This window comes from Methanococcus maripaludis C5 (genome assembly GCF_000016125.1).
In the GTDB taxonomy this organism is placed as follows: Archaea; AGJL01; Methanococci; order Methanococcales; family Methanococcaceae; genus Methanococcus; species Methanococcus maripaludis_D.
Genome location: NC_009135.1, coordinates 1,399,975 through 1,416,423, shown reverse-complemented (window position 1 = coordinate 1,416,423; position 16,449 = coordinate 1,399,975). Strand labels below are relative to the sequence as shown.

Sequence of the window (16,449 nt, the reverse complement as noted above, 5' to 3'; positions counted from 1 at the left end):
ACAGTTATTGCAATTTCAGGTCAAGTTGGGTTACAGGATTATGGGCATTGGATACTTTATAAAAAATCTAGGTTTTTAGATGGGTTAAAAATAAGATAATTATTTTCTTTTTTCTTTTTAATTGAGGTAATAAATATGGTCGATGAAATATGGCAACTAGGACTTTTATCTGCAATCATCATATTTGGGATAAAAATAGGTCTTTCTTTAGGATTTGCCGGCCTTTCTAAAAAAGTATCTGCGGTTATAGTCTTATTATATGGGCTAGGTACCCTTTTGTTATCCAAGTTGGCTGCCGGATTTACGGATGTTATTAATACTGTTATTTACGAGTACAATTTTGTTATTTTTATGGTAATGTCGTTAACGATTCTTTACGCAGGTTTTCACACGATACGGGAGTGGAAGGTAAATCAGAAAAATTCTGTAGCATCTACCAGTATTGCAATGATTGCACCGTGCCCGTGCTGTTTTGGAGCGGTTATCGCATCAATTGTATTAATTTCTCCATCATTAGGCGTTTCAACATTTGAAATTGGAAAATACGCAAGTTTAATACTTATGATAACCATTGGAACAGTTTATCTGCTTTCAGATGCAATTTCGAGATTGATAAAAGTACCAAGGCCGATCATGATGGGAAATTTCATGATTTTTGTAGGATTTTACTTTTTAATCTCTGCACTCATGATTCCAAACATCGTTGCTGGAATGAGTATTCAGATGAGTCCTATGGAGTGCCCTGAATTTTCAAGTTTGGGACATGTTTTTTTGATAACATCTGGCCTTATGATAATTGGTTTTATTAAAAACAAGAAAGGAATGAACTTTACAAATAAAATGAGGTCGATTTAATGGTCGCAATCCCTGGAAGCGAGCTTTTAAGCAGCACACTTCACATAATTTCCCAGAGCCTATTACTGCCTGTTGTTGTGTTTTTATTACTCTTCATGGCATATGCGGTTATAAATTTTGGGGAATTCATGGCAGAATATTCAAGCAGGATTAAGGTTAATTCAAAGGATCTAAAAAACATGATAAATACATTCCCTGATAAAAATGCTCAAGAAATATCAAATTTAATTTCAGACATGAGATTAAACAAGGTTCACATTGGAATTATCAAGGAATTGTGTGAAGAAGGTTGCGCTGACTTAAAAATGACAGAATCGCATGCCAGAAACTTGATAGAAAAGGAAGAATTGAGACTAGAAAAAACGCTTGAAAAAACAGATTTCGTAACAAGACTTGGACCTACACTCGGTTTAATGGGAACTTTAATTCCTATGGGGCCAGGTCTTGCAGCACTAGGGGCTGGAGATATACATGCACTTGCAAATGCGATAATCATTGCATTTGATACAACTGTTGTCGGTCTTGCTGCAGGGGGAATCTGCTATGTTATTTCAAAGGTTAGAAGAAGATGGTACGAAGAACAGATGTCTACTCTTGAAGTATTGATTGAATCCGTCTTGGAGGCATTGAAAAAATGTTAAGGCGAAAAAATAAAAAGAGATTTAACAAAAACGAAGAAGATCCGATGGCAGGTTCTGCAAACCTCGTGGATGCAATGCTTGTACTTTCAGTTGGATTTTTAGTATTTTTAGTAATGTCTTGGAACATGCAAAGTGTCGTTTTTAGTGACACGACACAAGAAGAAAAAATGGAAATAATGCAGGCAATGAAGCAGGTTGCTGAAATAAAAATGGCAAAAGAAATTGCTGATATGCCAGAAATTACTGATGGAAGCGGTTCGGGATTTATGGAGATGGGTACAGTTTATCAGGATCCAAATACTGGACGTTACATTATGATCGAAACCGAATAATTTTTTACTTTTTTAAAAACATGTTTGGAATATTCTTTAATTTAAATATTTTAAAAATATATCGGGATGTACCAATATATATCGGTATATCGAAAACTATAAATATATTTCAACATGTATCAAATTTTATAAATTGTTCGGTGAAAAATTGGAGGACTCTTCTGAAATTTCAAATAAAAAAATAGCATTTGTATGCATCCACAACAAAAGAAGGAGTGTTATCGCAGAATCTTTTGCCAAAAATCTAGGATTAAATGCATATAGTGCAGGCCTTGAAAAAACAGAGAATGTCGATAAACTTGTAGTCGAGGTAATGAATGAACTGGGACTAAACGTTAAGGAAAAACCAGAAACTATTCCCGAACTTACTAAAAAAATAGGAAATATTGATATTTTAGTTACTATGGGTTGTATTGGTGCTTGCCCGATTGTTCCTGCAAAAAAATATATCGCCTGGAATATAAAAGACCCTGCTGGAAAAGACATTGAAGTTTATCGAAGAATTAGGGATGAAATAGGAAAAAAAGTCGAAGAACTCAAAAAAAATAAATTTTAAACATATTAAAAAAGAGTGAATAGAAGTTATTTAATTTATACTTACTTTTAAAGCCATGATAAAACATTCAATAGCTTCGGTATATCGATTAAGCATCACTAAGTTAGATCCTTTACATACCCAAGATAAAGAATAGTTGGATTCAACTCTACTGCTCTATCAAAACATTCATCTGCTTCTTCACATTTATCAATTTTACTTAATGAACTTCCCTTAAAAAACCAGAACAATGAATCGTTAGGATATAATTTAAGGGCCTCACTGCAATATTCAATACATTCATTAGGATTTGAATTAGCTAATGCCCCCGCTTTACAGAGCCATAAACTAACATGGTTTGGATCTAATTCTAGAGCTTTATCAGAACATTCAACAGCGTCTTCATATTGCTTAAGGCTAATAAAAACAACACCTTTGAATACCACTGCATAAGTATAGTTCGGATCCGCTTTTAGGGCTTCTTCATAACAGGCAATGGCGTTTTCATACTGCCCGCGGTTGTAAAAGTAAGTTCCATTGTCATAATATTCAATTGCCCTTTCACTACGATTAATTTTTGAAAGTGCCAAGTTTTTAGTAAGCATTATTCTTGGATATTTGGGATCCATTTCCAAAACTTTATCATAACATTCAACAGCCTTCAAATAGCTTCCGTTGTTATAGTACTCTTTTCCTTCTTCGTACAATTCATCAGTCGTTTTTGAATCATTATTTATTGCAAAACAGGTATTCATAATAAAAAGAATTGAAAATAGTATTAAAACCCCCTTTAATTTCAAATTTACCACCAAAATATTTTTTAGACCTATAAATCTTAATTTTATAGTCTTATTAATTTATCGGTTTGAATTCAACAAAAATATTCGCTTAAAAATCAAATTAAATCAACTGAATAAATTATTTACATTTAAATATTTGATTATATGGTACATAACTGGAAATAAAGGATTAATAATTAATTTATTTTATTATTAACTTTTTTAAAGCGTCCGATCCAAATAAAAACAAATATATACTATTTTTTAGATAAAAGTTAGGGTCATTAAAAATAATGATATGGTGGTTAACAGCATGTTTGACGTTAAAAAGCTAATTTTACTCGGACTAGTGGTAAGTTTGGTTGCATTTTCAGGTTGCACCGAAGATCAAGCTTCTGCTAAAGGTTCAATGACTATGACAGAAGGTATTTTGGTTGTTGGAACAGACCCAACATTCCCCCCATTTGAAGAAAAAAACGCGGATGGAGAACTCGTAGGTTTTGACATTGATTTGATGAATGCCCTTGGAGAAAAAATGGGCATAGAAATTCAGTTTGTTGAACAGCCTTTTGATGGCATTATCCCTGCATTAAAAGCAGAAAAATTCGACTGTATCATCTCTGCAGTTACAATTACGGATGACAGAGCAAAAGAAGTAGCTTTCACAAATTCATACTTTGATGCGGCACAAGTTATCGCTGTTTTAATTGATGACGATAGTGTTCAAAGTGTAGATGATTTAGCTGGAAAAGTTGTTGCAGCACAGCTTGGAACAACAGGAGAATACGAAGCTCAACACTACGCTGAAGAATTAGGATTTGAAATAAAATCATACGAAGTAATGGCTGATGCATTTATCGACATGGAAAATGGAAGAGTTAACGCAGTTGTTACTGATGATGGTGTTGCTCAAAGATTCCTAGATACAAAACCGGGAGTTTACAAAGTTGTTGGAGAACCAATGACTTCTGAAAGCTACGGTCTTGCAGCAAACTTGGATAACCAAGAATTAATCGATGCACTCAATAATGCATTAGCAGAAGTAAAAGAAGATGGCACATACGATGAAATCTACGCAGAATGGTTTGATAACTAAACCATTTTTCTCTTTTATTTCAGGTCAATAAAATTTAAATAAGATATAAAGTTTTTATTTTGTATAATGTTAAGGTGAATCATATATGGCTCAGTCAATCTTGTCACAGTTTAATTTGGAGCTATTTATTAAGATAATTCCTCAATTAATCGATGGATCCATATTGACCATTAAAATAACTGTTTTTTCGATAATCATCGGATTATTTTTGGGTACAATTCTTGGAATGGGCAGAATTTCGTACAATATTGTTTATAGATACATTTCTTCGTTTTACATCGAATTTGTAAGAGGAACTCCGCTTTTAGTACAGATTATGATTATTTATTTTGGACTTCCGTCCTTTGGAATAAATTTAAGCGCATATACTGCAGGTATTTTAGCCCTCGGGTTAAATAGTGGCGCTTATGTTGGAGAAATTATAAAAGCTGGAATCTTGTCAGTTCACGTTGGACAGATGGAAGCTGCAAGAAGCCTTGGGATGAATTATGCGCAAGCCATGAGATACATAATCTTACCACAGGCATTTAGAAACGTTCTTCCAGCAATTGGAAACGAATTTATATTACTATTAAAAGATTCGTCACTTTTATCCGTAATCGCCATTGTGGAATTAACAAGGGTTGGAAAACAAATATACAGCAGTACGTACAATGCTTGGACCCCCCTCTTAGGAGTTGCTTTATTTTACCTAATCATGACTCTTCCGTTGAGTAAACTAGTACAACATATTGAGAACAGGTGGAAAATTGATAGAAATGGTTAATATCCACAAAAAATTCAAAGAGGCCCATGTTTTAAAAGGGGTCGATTTAAAAGTAGCTAAAGGAGAAGTTTTGGTAATCGTGGGCCCAAGTGGTAGTGGAAAATCCACACTTCTTAGATGCATTAATGGGCTTGAAAAAATTACTGAAGGCCATATGTACTTTGAGGGGGATGACATAACCGATAAAAAAGTCAATATTAATAAAATAAGACAAAAAATCGGTATGGTATTCCAACAATTTAATTTATTTCCACATTTAACGGTTTTGGATAACATCACATTTGCTCCGAGAAAGGTTTTGAAAGTTTCAAAAAAAGAAGCAGAAACTTTAGCGATGGAGTTATTAAAAAAAGTGGGTTTAGAAGGAAAAGAAAATCAATACCCGATACAACTTTCCGGCGGACAGCAGCAAAGAGTGGCAATTGCACGTGCTCTTGCAATGAAACCTGATGCAATGTTATTTGATGAACCGACTTCTGCACTAGACCCTGAACTCGTAAAAGAAGTACTTGATGTTATGAAACAGCTTGCTTACGAAGGAATGACGATGGTTGTTGTAACTCATGAAATGGGTTTTGCAAAAGAAGTAGGTGACAGGCTTATTTTTATTGATAATGGCCAGATTTTAGAAGATGGAGATCCTGCAGAGATATTTAGCAATCCAAAACATGAAAGGACTAAAAATTTCTTTGGAAAAATTCTTTCACATAATTAAAAACTTAAAAATAAAATTAATATTTTTTTGAATGATATTCTGATATTAAAACAACTAGATCTGAAAGTTCTGCGTCTGTTTTTAGACCATAAGGATTGTAGTGAACTCTTGAAACTTTAAATCCATTTTCTTTTAAGTTATCCATAATATCGTTTACTGGAGGAACCAGTTTTTTTATAAAACTACAGAGTTCGTGTATGTCAAAACATCCGACTTGCTCAATTTCTGATTCTTTTGAAATCAACTCTAAGATATCTACTGCTCTTTTTGAATAATTTCTGTTTTTTGCAGTTTCAAGCGAATTTTGAACTATATCTTTATCTGAAATTTCACCTAAATAGAATGAACCTGCATATCCTTTTTCATAACCTTCTTCAAATGCTTTAAACGATTTTTGCTCACTATCCTGCCTAATGTAACCTAAATTTTCAATTGCAGAATCGGCTTTTCCAGCTCCCCGTTCTGTAACCATGAAGGTTCTTGCATAGTGATCCGTTACATGTGAAAATATCGGTTTTAATCCAATATCATATTTTGAAGCCATTTTTACGGCATATCCAATCATTAACCGTACTGCCAGTTCTTTATCGCCCTTTAGAGGTATTGCATTGTATTTTCGAATACAAGTTTTCCGGTATGCGCCACACAAAACAGCAGTATCTGTTGCAGTCATACACAAAAGACCACCTTTTGTAAGACTTGCCCTGATTCCACTGTCCAAATACGGAACTGGAGAACCAAAAGGATCCAAATCAACTACATTAAATACCTTAAAGTTTTTTGAAAGGAGTACATTTGCATCTTCATGAAATACTTCAACATTTTCGAGTTCATTTAGTTTTAAATTTTCTTTTATCATCTTTACGGCACTTGGATTGATATCTCCAATTGATACCTTTAAATCTCCGTTAAATTCCAATTCATTTGCGTATCTAATCCCTCTTGCACCGCTGCCGCCAAGAGGATCGCACATTAAAAATTCATCTCTTTTAAAATTATCCAGAAATGATTGTACAACTGAAACAGAAATATTACGGTTAGTTTCCATCACCGGATTGTAAAATACAGTATCTTTTTTTGATAGTGTTGATTCCTCTGGAACCATCAGTTTTGTCTCGCCTTCACTAATTATTTTCATTCACTTCACCAGCAAATCTCCATAAATATCCGTTTTTGAGCTTATTTATATAATTAAAGCTCGAAATTCGTATCGATAATGATATATACTAATCGTACTAATCCTATGATAAAGACATAATATAATACTAGTTATAAATACCCTGTTAATATTGTGATTTGGGCGGTATTTGGGTATCGCAATATTAACCATTTTATTAATTATTTGGCTTACTCTCTTTTTAGGTGGTTCAATGATAGCTAATTCGAAATATGCTGATTTCAAAATAAATGTTGTCAAAAGAAGTGGCAATGAAGAATTATTCAACGTTAACAAACTTGTAAAATCCCTTTTGAATTCCGGAGTAGATTACGAAAATATAGATGCGATATTATCAGAAATCTATAGTAAAGTTTACAATGGAATGTCTACAGACGACTTAAAAACAATTCTCTACAAAACTTTAAAAGAATATGACAAAAAAACGGGCAAAAGTTACTCCAAAAAATATATGTCTGAAAACTGTTTAAAAATCAGAACTTCAGAAAAAGAATTTGAACCATTTAATAAAGAAAAGATTGTAAAAGCGCTGATTCAGGAAGCTGGTGCTGATATAAAGACTGCTGAAAGAATAGCGGTAGAAGTAGAATCAGAAGTTAAAAATTTAACTGTAAATTATTTAACTGCTCCAATGATTCGTGAAATTGTAAATACAAAACTTATTGAACACGGATTAGAAGAATTCAGGCACAAACACACAAGACTCGGAATTCCTGTTTACGATATTGTAAAATTAATCGAAAGAGGATCCAAAGACAATGCAAACCTCATGCACAACCCTGAAAGCATTCACAAATGGGTTGCTGACGAAACCATGAAACAGTTTGCACTCTTAAACGTATTTCCAAAATATATTGCAGATTCCCATATGAAAGGGGATATTCACCTCCACGATTTAGAATATGCTGCAGTTAGAACTGTTTGCTGTCAGCACGACCTTAGAAACTTCTTCAAACACGGTTTAAAAGTAGACGGTACTGGAAGACACACCAGTGTTTCAAAACCTGCAAAACACCCTGACGTTGCATTGCAACATGCTGCAAAGGTTTTAAGTGCGGCTCAGTGTGAAATGTCCGGTGGACAGTCAATAGATGAATTTAACATCTGGCTTGCACCATACATGAGAGGACTCGACTATAATGAAGTAAGACAGCTCATGCAGTTATTCATCTATGAAATGAACCAGATATATGCTGCAAGAGGCGGTCAAGTAGTATTCAGTTCAATTAACCTTGAATTAGAAGTTCCAGAATTTTTAAAAGGCGAAGATGCGATAAAAGCAGGCAAAGTTGTTGGAGCTTACGAAGAATACGATTACGAAGTTAAATTAATTGCAGAAGCACTTGTAGATGTTTTGATGGATGGTGATGCATACGGAAAACCATTTTTATTCCCCAACGTCATCTTCAAACTGAGAGAAAATGCATTTAAAGATGAAAATAAAGATTTAATGATAAAAATACATGAATTAAGCGCTAAATGGGGACTTCCTTACTTCATAAACATGCTTGCAGATTATCAATATGGAAATACCAATGCAATGGGATGCAGAACCCGATTGAGCGGTGAATGGGGTAATTCCATTGAAGAAAGTTCGCTCAGAACTGGAAATATGCAATGGTATACATTGAACCTTCCAAGAATTGCTTACGAAGCTGATGGTGATGACGGAAGATTATTTGAGATACTTGACGAAAAATTAAGTCTCGCAAAACATGCTTTAGAGATAAAACATGATATTTCCAAAAGAAGACTCTACCATGATAACGTTTTACCATTCTTAACACAGGAGTTCGATGGAGAACAGTATTACCGATACGATAGCACAACGAAAACTTTCGGATTCGTTGGTTTAAACGAACTCTTAAAGTACCACGTTGGAAGTGAACTTCACGAGTCACCTGAAGCCCTTGCCTTCGGTATAAAAGTAATTTCACACATCAGAAAATACGCTGATGACTTGAAAAAAGAAACAGGACTTAGGTGGACAGTAACGCAAACTCCTGCTGAGAGTACTGCTGGAAGATTTGCAAAATTCGACCATAAGTATTACCCTGAAGAAACAAAATCTGTAGTAAATGGCGATTTAAGCGATTTAAGCAGCATTTATTACACTAACTCGTCACACGTTAAAGTAAATGCAGACGTTACTTTAGGTGAAAAGGTAAACATTGAAGAAAAATTCCACGAACTCTGTAACGGTGGACATATTGGACACTTCTGGAATGCTGAAGCTTACGCAAACCCCGAAGTTTTAATGGATATAACCAGAAAAATGACAAAAACAGACATTGGATTCTGGACATACACGAAAAACTTGAGTATCTGTGAAAAATGCAGTCTTGCAATGAGCGGATTAAAAGATAACTGTACAGGATGCGGAAGTGAAAACGTAGAAAAATTCTCAAGAATTACCGGATACTTACAAAACGTTTCAAACTGGAATAAAGCAAAGCAAAGAGAATTAATCGATAGAAAAAGCACCCTTCCTGGAAGAAAAGTTTAACTTTTTTTTAAATTTTTTTTATTTTTTTTAAATTTTTTTGTTGGTTTTTATAAAATTTTAAATACTTTTGAAGATATATTCCAGACTAATCTAAGATAATAAAGGTGTTTTAATGAAAGCTATCTGTGTACTCAGTGGAGGACTCGATTCCGCGGTAACTTCGCTAGTTGCAAAATCAGAAAACTACGATATTACGACAGTTACGTTTAATTACGGGCAGATGGCATTAAATCAAGAAATAAAATCTGCTGAAAAAATATCAGAGATTTTAAACGCCGATCACCACGTAATTGATATTAATTTTGTAAAAGAATTCAGTAAAAGTGGATTAAATACGGGAAACATCCCCGAACCTGAAAAAGAAGATCTTGATGATTTTGAAAAATCCGAAAAGACCATGAAAGCTGTATGGGTTCCAGCAAGAAACATGATCATGTTTTCGATCGCATCAGGATTTGCAGAAGGAATTGACGCTGAAAAGATATTTTCTGGATTAAACAGGGAAGAAGGAGTAACTTTTCCAGATAATACTCCAGAATTTATTGAAAGATTTAATAAAAGCCTAGAATATGGTACATTAAATAAAGTTAAAATGGTTGCACCATTGTATGAATTAAATAAACCTGAAATTGCAAAATTAGGAAAGGAACTTGAATTAAAACTTGATTTAGAAGTTATAAAATACAGTTATTCATGCTACAGGGATAACGGGGAAGATTATTTACACTGCGGAACTTGCGAGAGCTGCATGAGAAGAAAAAGAGCATTTAAAGAAGCAGGTATAGTTGATCCTACAAAATATCTCGTTGAATAGTGAAAAAATGATCGTAATTCCAAGATACACAATAATTAAGGAAAAAGCATCCAGTAGAATACCGGAAATCCTTGATAATCTTAACTTAAAAAATCCCCTCGTAATTACGGGTAAAAATACTAAAAAATACAATAAAGACTTCGATTTTATTTACTACGACGAGATTGAAACCTCAGATTTAGAAAATATAAAAAATTATGCAAACGATTATGATTCCATAATGGGAATAGGTGGTGGAAGGCCAATAGATATAGGAAAATTGATTGCGCACAAATCAAAAAAGCCTTTTTTGAGTGTTCCAACAACTGCGTCAAATGACGGGATTGCATCCCCAATCGTTTCATTAACACAGCCTTCATACATGACAGAAGCTCCAATTGCAATAATTGCAGATATTGGTATAATAAAAAAATCTCCAAAAAAACTTCTTTCTGCAGGTATGGGTGACATCGTGTCAAACATCACTGCGGTTTTGGACTGGGAACTTGGAAAAATTGAAAAATCTGAAAAATACAGTGATAGCTCAGGTATTTTTTCTAAAACTATTGCTATTGAACTTATGGATTATGTTTTAAACTCAAATTTAGAAGAATATCCGAAAAAACTCGTAAAAGCACTCATTGGAAGCGGAATTTCGATTGCAATTGCTCACTCTTCAAGGCCTGCATCAGGAAGCGAACATCTGTTTTCACATGCCCTTGACATTATGAAAGAAAAATATGATATTGATACAGATTCTTTACACGGGGAACAGTGTGGAGTTGGAACTCTTGCAATTGCTCAAATCTACTTTGAAGAAAAAAAACTCGACATTGAAACGTTTGAAATGATTAAAAAGTCATTAAAAGCAGTTGATGCGCCAATTACTGCAAAACAACTCGGTTTTGATGATGAAATTGTAATTGAAGCACTTTCTTCTGCGCATGCACTTAGAAACAGGCACACAATTTTAAGAAACGGTATCTCAAAAACAGAAGCGAGAAAAATTCTTGAAAAATCTGAAATCATTTAATTTTTAATTATTTACTATTTTTAAAATTAAAAAAAATAAAATTTACAATTTTTTCATTGCAATATCAATTGCATTCATAGTTTTTTCTAAAACTTCATCGTTGTGTTTTATCGATGTAAAGCAGCATTCAAATTGGGAAGGAGCTACAAATACGCCATTTTCCAAAAGCGTGTAGAAATATCTCATGAATTTTTCAGTATCGCTTGATTTTGCATCTTCGTAAGTTACTACTTCTTTTTCATTGAAGTAAATCTGGAATATTGAAGCTACATTGTAAACTTTTGTAGAAACATTGTATTTTTCAGCAGTTTCTCTTAAGAAATTGGATAAAATATCTGCTTTTTTAGTTGTTTCCTTGTAAAATTTATCATCAAGATTTTTAAGTGTTTCAATTCCGGCGGTAACTGAAACCGGGTTTCCGTTAAAGGTACCTGCTTGATAAATCTGTCCACTTGGTGAAAACTGTTCCATATATTCTTTTTTACCAGTTATTGCACCAATTGGAAATCCACCACCAAGAATTTTACCGATAGTTGCAAGGTCTGATTTTATTCCAAAGTATTCCTGAGCACCACCTTTTGAAAGCCTGAAACCAGTAATAACTTCATCGAATATTAGAAGTATTCCATTTTCTTCAGTGATTTCCCTTAAAAACTGTAAATATCCGTCCTGTGGTAAAATACAACCAACATTTCCCATTACAGGTTCAAGGATGATACATGCGATTTCATCCTTGTTTTCAGAGATTACTTTTCTTACCGCATCTTCATCGTTAAATGGAATTAAAAGCGTGTTTTTTGTAGTGTCTTCTGGAATTCCTGGTGAATTTGGAGCTCCGTGTGTTAAAGCACCACTACCTGTTTTTACAAGCACGTAGTCGTGAGCACCGTGGAACGCACCTTCAAACTTGATGATTTTATCTCTTCCAGTAACACCTCTTGCAAGCCTTATTGCGCCCATGGTAGCTTCCGTTCCAGAATTTACAAATCTAACCATTTCTGCGCAAGGGATTCTATTTATTACTTCTTTTGCAAGCGTAATTTCTTTTTCGCTTGGAACTCCGTAAGCAGTTCCCAAATCCATTTGGGATTTTACAGCATTTAATATGTTTTCGTTTGCATGACCCAAAACCATCGGCCCGTATGCTAAACAGTAATCAATAAATTCGTTTCCGTCTTCATCGTACAAGAAACAGTCTTTTGCAGATTTTACAAAAAATGGAAATGGCTTAAATGACCTTACAGGGCTATTTACTCCCCCAACAAGGTATTTTTTCGATTCTTCAAATAGTTCTTTTGATCTATCCATTTTGAGATTTAATTCCACAAAATCACCTTAAAATACTCCGTTATACGTTATTACCCAGAATACTAACCATATAAAGAAAAATGGAACTACTCCGCTTCCCATCCATTCTTTCTGGTTCATACTTTCTCTTCCAAATATCATTGAAGCGATATTTCCAGTAATGATTAATGCGATTAACATGAATCCAAATGATGCAATGCCGCTAAATGCACCTAAACCAAATGTATATACATAGTTTGTGAGGTACCCGAATGCTGCACCAAATATTGCGTGAAAAATTGAAACTTTTGCGTCTAATTGCATAAATTACACCTATTCTTTTGATATATCGAGTAAAACATAAGATTTAATTTTTTCTTTAGGTCTTTTGCTATCCGTATATGTATAATCTAAAATTACATCTACTTCATCATTTACATAAAAATTGCGGTTAGTAAGTACAGAGTCATTAACCTCGAGTAAAAAAGCAAATTTTCGCTTTGTTTTTAGCGACCCTTTGTCGATTAATAATTCTTCTTCTTTGAAAACAGGTTTAATCTTTGAATAATGCATAGTACCCCAAAAATAAAAAAATTATTTTAAATATGATTGGTACTTATCATATTTATTTCTTAGTTTTTTCTTAGATTTTCTATTTCATTTCGGAAACTGCTCTGTCGAACTCTTCCTGAATTTCTAATGAAGGTTCTTTATCAATTAAACTTACAACTATAATCATTATTGTTGCGAGCAAAAATGCTGGAACGATTTCGTATAAATCAAATATTCCACCGCTCAAGTTTTTCCAGAGAATTACCATAAATCCGCCGGAAAGTAAACCTGCAAGAGCACCATTTCTAGTCATTCTCTTCCAGTATAATGAAAGCAATATCACTGGACCAAATGCACCACCAAATCCTGCCCATGCGTATGAAACAAGCCCCATAACGCTGCTTCCAGGAACTATTGCAAAGTAGTAAGCTATTGCCGCCACAGCAATTACTGCAAACCTGCTTATCCATAAAAGCTCTTTTTGACTTGCATTTTTATTTAATAATGCATAAATATCTTCAGTAACTGCCGAAGCAGTAACTAAAAGCTGTGAATCTGCAGTACTCATGATAGCTGCTAAAACACCTGCCAAAAATACCCCTGCAATAAGACTTGGGAATAATCCTTGTGCCATTGCCATGAATACATGCTCTGGATCATCAAGCGGTGCTCCAAGAGCTACTGCACCAATCATTCCAACAAGAACTGCCATGAAAAGACTGATTACAACCCAGGTAGTCGCAATTCTTCTTGCTTTTGGAACTTTATCAGCTGATTGAATTGCCATAAACCTTACAAGGATGTGTGGCATTCCAAAGTATCCAAGACCCCATGCAAGAGCTGATGCAAGCCCCATTGCACCAAGAGCTTCTCCATCGAGATTTGTAAATGGATTTATGTAATCTGGACTTATTGAATTCCAAGCATTCATTGTAGCGTCAATTCCGCCCATGTGGACAATACCCATGATTGGAATTAAGAATATTGCAATAAACATGAGGGAACCTTGTATAAAGTCAGTCCAGCTAACTGCAAGGAAACCGCCGAGGAATGTATAACCAATAATTACTAAAGCACCTATTGTAACTGCGAGAGTATAATCTACTCCAAATACAAGATTGAACAATTTTCCGCCCGCAACTAATCCTGAAGACGTGTACAATAAGAAAAATAGCATAATAAAAAACGCTGAAACAATTCTTAACATTTTAGACTGATCCCTAAACCTGTTTTCCAAGTAAACAGGTATTGTAATAGAATCTTTTGCAATTTCTGTGTATCTTCTAAGCCTTTCTGCAACGAACTTCCAGTTTAGGTAAGTTCCTATTGCAAGACCAACTCCTATCCATATTTCACTCATTCCAGAAAGATATGCAACTCCCGGAAGACCCATTAAAAGCCAACCGCTCATGTCTGAAGCTTGCGCACTTAATGCCGCAACCCAGCTATTTAATTTTCTACCACCAAGCACATAATCGCTTATAGTTTCGTTTCGCCTGTAGAAATACATACCCACGCCCATTACCACGAGCAAATAGAGCATGAAGATCAAAACGATACTCAAATTTTCAGATACCATAACTTCAACTCCATTGGAAAATCACACCGCAATGCGAAATCCTATTTGGTAATACTTACCCAAATATCTCGATTATGGTATATACAAATTTTGAAACGTTTTTTTAGTTGACGACTAAAAATGATTAAAAAATTAAGAAAAACACTCAAAAAACTCTGAAAATTACAAAATTGATTAAAAATATGTAAAAGTTATTTTTTATTGAATATGTAATCGATATGTTCGCTTTCGAATGGTTTCGTGATAAGACTTACTGCCATTACAACGAATATCGGTGCAATCATTGCTAAAGAACCAACTGCAGGCATGTAAACGCTGTTTACTCCAAAGTAGCATGCTCCACCAAGCATGATTGCCAGTGCAGATGTGATTCCTGCCCATACTCCTTCTTTTGTAGTTCTCTTCCAGTATAATCCCAAAAAGTACGGGGCCAAAAGACATCCTGATACTAAACCCCATGAAAGAGCCATTAATGAGAGAACATAGCTGTTTGGAACTATTGCAAGTACGAATGACAGTGCAACGAATAAAACGCATAATAATCTCATCAATATCATCGTGTTTTTATCGGATAAATCAGGTTTTAATCTTCCTTTTACAAAGTCTATTGAAACAACAGAACTTGAAGCAAGTACTAATGATGCTAAGGTAGACATTGAAGCTGAAATTACGAGTACGAGAATTAATGCTGCAACCCAGTCAGGAAGCGCAATTTCCATTATTTTTGGAACTATCATATCAGGGCTTGTTAAGCCCGCTGCAACTTTTGAAGCGGCGTCAGGATAGAAAAGTCTACTTACGGTTCCAATATATGCTGCACCAAAAGTAATGATAAATGCAAATGCTGTTGAAACCCATTTTGCAGAAACTGCTGCTTTTTCACTTTTTATCGTGTAAAACTTGTGTATCATCTGCGGAAGACCCCAGCTACCAATACTTGTGAGCAAAGCAAGTCCAATTATTGGAATAAAGCTCGCTTCACTTATTGGAGATACTAAAATTGGATCTATTGAACTTAAATTCGATAGCATTCCGGAAAATCCTCCAACTTCAGGGTTGCTACTTAAAAAGAATACCATTAAAAGTACCCCGATTACCATGATACAGCCCTGGACAAAGTCTGCGAGTGTTGCTGCAATAAATCCTCCAAAATACAGGTATATCGCAGTTAATGCTGCCATTAAAATATATGCATTCATTGGAGATATCCCGAATCCTTCAAACAGGAAATTTAAACCTTTATAAATAGATGCAGAATATGGAACTAAGAAGAAAAATATGATGAACGCAGTTAATGATTCCAAATTCTTGCTTTTATACCTTTTTTCCAAAAAACTCGGCATTGTTGAAGCGCCTAGTCTTTGTGTCATTTCTCTTGTTTTTTTACCAAGAACCTGCCATGCTAAAAAACTTCCAATAATCGTGTTTCCAACAACTATCCACATTGTTGGGATTCCAAAACTCCAACCCATTTTTCCAGCAAAACCGATAAAAATAACCGCTGAAAAGTAAGCTGTACCGTATGAAAATGCAGACATCCAAGGGTTTACGTTTCTCCCCCCCAGTAAAAAGTCAGAAACTCCTTTTATCCTTTTTTTCGTTACCGTTGCTATTCCTATAATCATAGTAACATAAATCGCCAAAAACAAATAGTGCCACATGGTTAACCTCTAAAACTTTGATAACATTTGAAAAAATCGTTAAAATTCAACAATATCCATTCATATTTTATGGCATTTTTATTTAAATTTATCTAATTTTTGAAAAAAGAGTAAAAATAGGTAAAACATTTAAATATTTAAA

General features: G+C 34.3%; 17 protein-coding genes. 10 read left to right on the top strand and 7 right to left on the bottom strand.

All coding sequences use genetic code 11. From position 1 onward, the window contains the following. Positions 1-135 precede the first annotated feature (135 nt). The 4 genes from MMARC5_RS07510 to MMARC5_RS07495 all read left to right on the top strand — a co-directional run bounded on the left by MMARC5_RS07510 (position 136) and on the right by MMARC5_RS07495 (position 2,384). Positions 136-855, top strand: a complete 720-nt coding sequence (locus MMARC5_RS07510; RefSeq protein ID WP_011869227.1) for a DUF2162 domain-containing protein — start codon at positions 136-138, stop codon at positions 853-855. Continuing rightward, positions 855-1,496 (top strand): MotA/TolQ/ExbB proton channel family protein, encoded by a 642-nt coding sequence (locus MMARC5_RS07505; RefSeq protein ID WP_011869226.1) that lies wholly within the window; start codon positions 855-857, stop codon positions 1,494-1,496. The genes MMARC5_RS07510 and MMARC5_RS07505 overlap by 1 nt, the downstream gene beginning before the upstream one ends. Next, positions 1,490-1,828: a DUF2149 domain-containing protein gene (locus tag MMARC5_RS07500; protein ID WP_011869225.1), complete on the top strand. Its 339-nt coding sequence runs from the start codon at positions 1,490-1,492 to the stop codon at positions 1,826-1,828. Before MMARC5_RS07505 ends, MMARC5_RS07500 begins: the two co-directional genes overlap by 7 nt. A 148-nt stretch (positions 1,829-1,976) precedes the next feature. Continuing rightward, positions 1,977-2,384 (top strand): arsenate reductase/protein-tyrosine-phosphatase family protein, encoded by a 408-nt coding sequence (locus MMARC5_RS07495; RefSeq protein ID WP_011869224.1) that lies wholly within the window; start codon positions 1,977-1,979, stop codon positions 2,382-2,384. A gap of 98 nt (positions 2,385-2,482) precedes the next feature. Here MMARC5_RS07495 and MMARC5_RS07490 read toward each other — a convergent pair whose 3' ends face one another. After that, positions 2,483-3,163: a tetratricopeptide repeat protein gene (locus MMARC5_RS07490; RefSeq protein WP_011869223.1), complete on the bottom strand. Its 681-nt coding sequence runs from the start codon at positions 3,161-3,163 to the stop codon at positions 2,483-2,485. Between the two features lie 292 nt (positions 3,164-3,455). Between MMARC5_RS07490 and MMARC5_RS07485 the strand changes: the two genes are divergently transcribed. From MMARC5_RS07485 to MMARC5_RS07475, 3 genes are all read left to right on the top strand, one after another. Further along, positions 3,456-4,238: a basic amino acid ABC transporter substrate-binding protein gene (locus MMARC5_RS07485; RefSeq protein ID WP_011869222.1), complete on the top strand. Its 783-nt coding sequence runs from the start codon at positions 3,456-3,458 to the stop codon at positions 4,236-4,238. Positions 4,239-4,323: 85 nt separating this feature from the next. Then, a complete protein-coding gene (locus tag MMARC5_RS07480) occupies positions 4,324-5,004 on the top strand; it encodes an amino acid ABC transporter permease (protein ID WP_011869221.1) in 681 nt (226 codons plus the stop codon). Continuing rightward, entirely contained in the window at positions 4,988-5,719 is a 732-nt protein-coding gene (locus MMARC5_RS07475; RefSeq protein WP_011869220.1) for an amino acid ABC transporter ATP-binding protein, read from the top strand. Before MMARC5_RS07480 ends, MMARC5_RS07475 begins: the two co-directional genes overlap by 17 nt. Positions 5,720-5,735: 16 nt before the next feature. Here MMARC5_RS07475 and MMARC5_RS07470 read toward each other — a convergent pair whose 3' ends face one another. Continuing rightward, positions 5,736-6,857 carry a tRNA (guanine(10)-N(2))-dimethyltransferase gene (locus MMARC5_RS07470; protein ID WP_011869219.1) on the bottom strand — a complete coding sequence of 374 codons (1,122 nt, stop codon included), beginning with the start codon at positions 6,855-6,857 and terminating at the stop codon, positions 5,736-5,738. Positions 6,858-7,089: 232 nt separating this feature from the next. Here MMARC5_RS07470 and nrdD point away from each other — a divergent pair, with 232 nt between their 5' ends. The 3 genes from nrdD to MMARC5_RS07455 all read left to right on the top strand — a co-directional run bounded on the left by nrdD (position 7,090) and on the right by MMARC5_RS07455 (position 11,228). Further along, positions 7,090-9,402, top strand: coding sequence for an anaerobic ribonucleoside-triphosphate reductase (nrdD, locus tag MMARC5_RS07465; RefSeq protein ID WP_048058518.1), 2,313 nt, complete (start codon positions 7,090-7,092; stop codon positions 9,400-9,402). Positions 9,403-9,514: 112 nt separating this feature from the next. Beyond that, positions 9,515-10,216 carry a 7-cyano-7-deazaguanine synthase QueC gene (gene queC, locus MMARC5_RS07460; protein ID WP_011869217.1) on the top strand — a complete coding sequence of 234 codons (702 nt, stop codon included), beginning with the start codon at positions 9,515-9,517 and terminating at the stop codon, positions 10,214-10,216. A 7-nt stretch (positions 10,217-10,223) separates the two neighbouring features. Next, positions 10,224-11,228, top strand: coding sequence for an iron-containing alcohol dehydrogenase (locus MMARC5_RS07455; protein WP_011869216.1), 1,005 nt, complete (start codon positions 10,224-10,226; stop codon positions 11,226-11,228). Between the two features lie 42 nt (positions 11,229-11,270). Here the strand turns inward: MMARC5_RS07455 and hemL are convergent, their stop codons facing one another. The 5 genes from hemL to MMARC5_RS07430 all read right to left on the bottom strand — a co-directional run bounded on the left by hemL (position 11,271) and on the right by MMARC5_RS07430 (position 16,307). Continuing rightward, positions 11,271-12,554: a glutamate-1-semialdehyde 2,1-aminomutase gene (gene hemL / locus MMARC5_RS07450; protein ID WP_011869215.1), complete on the bottom strand. Its 1,284-nt coding sequence runs from the start codon at positions 12,552-12,554 to the stop codon at positions 11,271-11,273. Between the two features lie 9 nt (positions 12,555-12,563). Beyond that, positions 12,564-12,839 carry an EMC6-like membrane protein gene (locus MMARC5_RS07445; protein ID WP_011869214.1) on the bottom strand — a complete coding sequence of 92 codons (276 nt, stop codon included), beginning with the start codon at positions 12,837-12,839 and terminating at the stop codon, positions 12,564-12,566. A gap of 9 nt (positions 12,840-12,848) precedes the next feature. Then, positions 12,849-13,088, bottom strand: a complete 240-nt coding sequence (locus MMARC5_RS07440; protein ID WP_011869213.1) for a hypothetical protein — start codon at positions 13,086-13,088, stop codon at positions 12,849-12,851. A 79-nt stretch (positions 13,089-13,167) separates the two neighbouring features. After that, on the bottom strand, positions 13,168-14,646 hold the full coding sequence (gene putP, locus MMARC5_RS07435; RefSeq protein ID WP_011869212.1) for a sodium/proline symporter PutP: 1,479 nt from the start codon (positions 14,644-14,646) through the stop codon (positions 13,168-13,170). A 191-nt stretch (positions 14,647-14,837) separates the two neighbouring features. Next, the gene (locus tag MMARC5_RS07430; protein ID WP_011869211.1) at positions 14,838-16,307 is read right to left on the bottom strand and encodes a sodium:solute symporter family protein; all 1,470 of its coding nucleotides are present in this window, start codon (positions 16,305-16,307) and stop codon (positions 14,838-14,840) included. Positions 16,308-16,449: the final 142 nt, after the last annotated feature.

Bases quoted from the DNA above. Each gene is read 5' to 3' on its own strand.
- MMARC5_RS07470 (WP_011869219.1), bottom strand. From the start codon at position 6,857: ATGAAAATAATTAGTGAAGGCGAGACAAAACTGATGGTTCCAGAGGAA.
- MMARC5_RS07510 (WP_011869227.1), top strand. From the start codon at position 136: ATGGTCGATGAAATATGGCAACTAGGACTTTTATCTGCAATCATCATA.
- putP (WP_011869212.1), bottom strand. From the start codon at position 14,646: ATGGTATCTGAAAATTTGAGTATCGTTTTGATCTTCATGCTCTATTTG.
- nrdD (WP_048058518.1), top strand. From the start codon at position 7,090: ATGATAGCTAATTCGAAATATGCTGATTTCAAAATAAATGTTGTCAAA.
- MMARC5_RS07445 (WP_011869214.1), bottom strand. From the start codon at position 12,839: ATGCAATTAGACGCAAAAGTTTCAATTTTTCACGCAATATTTGGTGCA.
- MMARC5_RS07440 (WP_011869213.1), bottom strand. From the start codon at position 13,088: ATGCATTATTCAAAGATTAAACCTGTTTTCAAAGAAGAAGAATTATTA.
- MMARC5_RS07485 (WP_011869222.1), top strand. From the start codon at position 3,456: ATGTTTGACGTTAAAAAGCTAATTTTACTCGGACTAGTGGTAAGTTTG.
- MMARC5_RS07430 (WP_011869211.1), bottom strand. From the start codon at position 16,307: ATGTGGCACTATTTGTTTTTGGCGATTTATGTTACTATGATTATAGGA.
- MMARC5_RS07480 (WP_011869221.1), top strand. From the start codon at position 4,324: ATGGCTCAGTCAATCTTGTCACAGTTTAATTTGGAGCTATTTATTAAG.
- queC (WP_011869217.1), top strand. From the start codon at position 9,515: ATGAAAGCTATCTGTGTACTCAGTGGAGGACTCGATTCCGCGGTAACT.
- MMARC5_RS07455 (WP_011869216.1), top strand. From the start codon at position 10,224: ATGATCGTAATTCCAAGATACACAATAATTAAGGAAAAAGCATCCAGT.
- MMARC5_RS07505 (WP_011869226.1), top strand. From the start codon at position 855: ATGGTCGCAATCCCTGGAAGCGAGCTTTTAAGCAGCACACTTCACATA.
- MMARC5_RS07500 (WP_011869225.1), top strand. From the start codon at position 1,490: ATGTTAAGGCGAAAAAATAAAAAGAGATTTAACAAAAACGAAGAAGAT.